This is a genomic window from Streptomyces sp. NPDC059456 (assembly GCF_042750055.1).
Lineage (GTDB): Bacteria > Actinomycetota > Actinomycetes > Streptomycetales > Streptomycetaceae > Streptomyces.
Genome location: NZ_JBHYVA010000827.1, coordinates 1 through 3,347, shown reverse-complemented (window position 1 = coordinate 3,347; position 3,347 = coordinate 1). Strand labels below are relative to the sequence as shown.

Genomic DNA, 3,347 nt, shown 5'->3' with positions numbered 1-3,347 from the left:
CGCCCGCCGACCCGCCCCCCCCCAGACCGGGAGACACCCGTGCCCACCCGCGTACACCGCTTCCGCACCGGACTGTCCGCCGCCGCCCTCACCGCCGCCGCGCTCGGCGCGCTCCTCCCGCCCGCGCAGGCGGCCGGGACGGGCCCGAACCCCGCGGGAGGGCACCAGGACCACGACGAGCGCCTCCAGCGGCGGCTCGAAGGGCTCGTCGCCCAGGACGACGGCCCGCCCGGGGCGATCGCCGTGCTCACCAGGGACGGCAGGACGCAGGTGTACACCGCCGGTGTCGGGGACATCGCAACAGGACGCCGGCCGAACCTCGACGACCACATGCGCATCGCCAGCATCGCGAAGGCGTTCAGCGGCGCCGTGGCCCTCCAGCTCGTCGACAAGGGACTGCTCTCCCTCGACGACACCATCGGCGAACGGCTGCCCGGCCAGCCCGCCGACTGGCACCCGGTGACCCTGCGCCAGCTCCTCCAGCACACCAGCGGTCTGCCCGACTACTCGGCCGACCCCGAGTTCCTGAGCATCCTGCGGGCCGACCCCCGCCACCTGTTCGACCCGCGCACCCTCCTCGACTTCGTGGCGGACGAGCCGCTGCTGTTCCGCCCGGGCGCCCTGTACCAGTACTCCAACTCCGACAACATCGCCGTCGCGCTCATGGCCGAGGAGGCCACAGGCCGCCGCTACGAGGACCTCCTCAAGGACCTCGTGTACCACCCCCTCGGCCTGCGGCAGACCAGCCTGCCCCTGGGCTACCGGCTCCCCGGCCCGTACCTGCACGGCTACGACGTCACCCCGCCGGCCGAACCGGAGGACGTCAGCGAAGCCCTCAGCGCCTCGGGCGTCTGGGCCTCCGGCGGCATCGTGTCCACCCCGAGGGAACTGGGCGCCTTCATCCGCGCGTACGCGGGCCCCGACCTGCTGGCGGACAAGACCCGCAAGGAGCAGCTCACCTTCCGCCCGGGCGATTCCTCGGAACCGGCGGGCCCCGGCACCAACGCCGCCGGGCTCGCGATCTACCGGTACAGCACCCGCTGCGGCGTCCTCTACGGCCACACGGGCAACTTCCCCGGCTACACCCAGCTCGCCGCCGCCACCCCGGACGGCACCCGCTCCCTCACGTTCTCCATCAACACCCAGGCCAACAAGGACAACAAGCCCGCCCTGCTCGCCCGGCTCCGCACGGTCCAGGAGGACTTCGCCTGCGCGCTCCTCAAGGACCGCTGAACCGGCCCGTCCGCGGGAAGGCCGGGGGATACCGTGGAGCCGTGACGTGGGATGAAACGGAGTACCTCGACTGCCTGCGGTCCGAGCGGCGCGGCTACGCATGGGTCATGCGGCGTCACGGCGGGATGGCGCCGGAGGAGGCCATGGAGGCCGCCCTGGAGCGGTACCCGTTCGAACCGGCCGATGCGCCGTACCGCGGGCTGATCTTCCACGACGAGGCGTGGCACTGGGCGATGCTGGCGATCCACGGTGACCGCTACCCGGTGGAACACCCCGAGCTGGTTCAGCCGTCCGCCGACTACCGCGCCCTTCGGTAGTCGTTCACGCGGCGCCGTTCCGGCCGGGCCGGCCCGTGGCGGGCGACGGCAGCCGACGGGTGATCCGGTCGAACAGCTCCACCAGCGGCTCGCTCACGTGTCCGCCGAACTCGGTGAGCCCGTAGGTGACCTGAGGTGGCGTCGTGGGTTCGACCGTCCGCCACACCAGGTCGTCCTGGACCAGTGCACGCAGTGTCTGCGCGAGCATCTTCTCGCTGATGCCCTGGATGCTCTCGCGCAGCTCGAAGAACCGAAGGTCGTTGCTCCGCAAGGAGATCAGCACCCAGATGCCCCATCTGCTGGTCACGTGGTCGACCATGTCGCGCGCGGGGCAGTCCGTGTGAAACACGTCATACCGCCTGCCCGCGTCGTCGCGTCCGAGCTGCACGCTTCCCGTCATGTGAGGAGCTTACCTCCAGGTATGCCCTTACCAGAAGTTAGCCCAAGTCCTAGCGTCTGGACCGGACATGACGTGCACGAACGAGGAGCTGATCATGATCGTGGTGACCGGGGCTACGGGGAACGTGGGCGGGCCGCTGACGCGGGCGCTGGCCGAGGCGGGCGAGCAGGTGACGGCGGTGTCGCGGAACGCGGCGCCCGTCCCGGACGGCGTCCGCCACCTGGCGGCCGATCTTGCCGAGCCGGCCGGACTGGAGCCCGCGCTCGCCGGGGCGAAGGCCCTGTTCCTGCTGCTCTCCGGCGATCTGCACGGACCCGGGACCGGCCCCGCCGGGATCGTCGCCCGAGCCGCGGCCGCCGGGGTCCGCAGGGTCGTCCTGCTCTCCACCCAAGGCGTGGCGACCAGGCCCTTCGGTACGACGCGGATCGCGATGCGCGCACTGGAGGACGTGGTGCGGGAGTCCGGCATGGAATGGACCGTCCTGCGGCCGGGCGGCTTCGCCTCCAACGCCCTGTGGTGGGCCGGGTCCGTGCGCGCGCAGCGGGTCGTCGCCGCCCCGTTCGGCGACGTCGGGGTGCCGATCATCGACCCGGTGGACATCGCCGAGGTCGCCGCGGCCTGCCTGCTGGAGGACCGGCACGCAGGGGGTGTGTACGAGCTGACCGGCCCGGAGGTGATCACCCCGCGCGGGCAGGCGCAGGCCATCGCCGCCGCGCTGGGCTCGCCCCTGCGGTTCCAGGACCTCACCCGCGCCGAGGCCGAGGCCGCCATGACCCAGGCCATGCCGGCTGAGCTCGCGGGGGACACCCTGGACATTCTCGGCGCCCCGACCGAGGCCGAACTGCGCGTCAGCCCGGCGGTCCACGAAGTCCTCGGCCGCCCCGCGCACCCCTTCGCCGACTGGGCCGTCCGCAACGTCGGCGCGTTCCGCTGAGACCCTGTTTTTGTATTTAGCTCATATGCTAAATTCCTAAACATGAGCACATCAAGCGAAGACGAGGCGAGCGCGTTCAGGGCGCTGGCCGATCCCACGAGGCGTCAGATCCTCGAAGACCTGCGGGGCGGCGAGCTCGCGGCCGGGGAGATCGCGGGCCGGTTCGCGATCAGCGCCCCCTCCATCTCCCGGCACCTCGGGGTGCTCAAGGGGGCGGGGCTGGTCACCGAACGGCGCGACGGGAACCGCATCCTCTACGCGCTGGCCGAGGAACGGCTGGCCATGCACATCGGACGGTTCCTCAGCGCCGTCTGCCCCGAACAGGTGGTCCTGCGCCACACCACGGGGCGCAAGGCGGACGGGAGCGTGCCTGGGGCCCCCCCCGGCGCCCAGCCCGGCGGGGGGGGCCTGGCCAGGGAAACCCGAGGCCACCACACCCCCCGCCCCAGCACGCCTCGGGGGC

4 protein-coding genes and 1 pseudogene are annotated in these 3,347 nt (G+C 72.3%); 4 read left to right on the top strand and 1 reads right to left on the bottom strand.

Going from position 1 to position 3,347, the window contains the following annotated elements:
* The first annotated feature begins 39 nt into the window (after nt 1-39).
* Both ACFXA3_RS39165 and ACFXA3_RS39160 read left to right on the top strand, forming a co-directional pair.
* A complete protein-coding gene (locus tag ACFXA3_RS39165) occupies nt 40-1,233 on the top strand; it encodes a serine hydrolase domain-containing protein (protein ID WP_385195616.1) in 1,194 nt (397 codons plus the stop codon).
* Between the two features lie 41 nt (nt 1,234-1,274).
* Complete coding sequence (locus tag ACFXA3_RS39160; protein WP_385195613.1) at nt 1,275-1,550, top strand: hypothetical protein; 276 nt, start codon at nt 1,275-1,277, stop codon at nt 1,548-1,550.
* Nucleotides 1,551-1,554: 4 nt separating this feature from the next.
* Here ACFXA3_RS39160 and ACFXA3_RS39155 read toward each other — a convergent pair whose 3' ends face one another.
* Complete coding sequence (locus ACFXA3_RS39155) at nt 1,555-1,950, bottom strand: winged helix-turn-helix transcriptional regulator (protein ID WP_385195610.1); 396 nt, start codon at nt 1,948-1,950, stop codon at nt 1,555-1,557.
* A gap of 94 nt (nt 1,951-2,044) precedes the next feature.
* Between ACFXA3_RS39155 and ACFXA3_RS39150 the strand changes: the two genes are divergently transcribed.
* A complete protein-coding gene (locus ACFXA3_RS39150; protein WP_385195618.1) occupies nt 2,045-2,884 on the top strand; it encodes an SDR family oxidoreductase in 840 nt (279 codons plus the stop codon).
* Between the two features lie 42 nt (nt 2,885-2,926).
* Nucleotides 2,927-3,241, top strand: a pseudogene (locus ACFXA3_RS39145) (metalloregulator ArsR/SmtB family transcription factor); the annotation flags it as partial.
* Nucleotides 3,242-3,347: the final 106 nt, after the last annotated feature.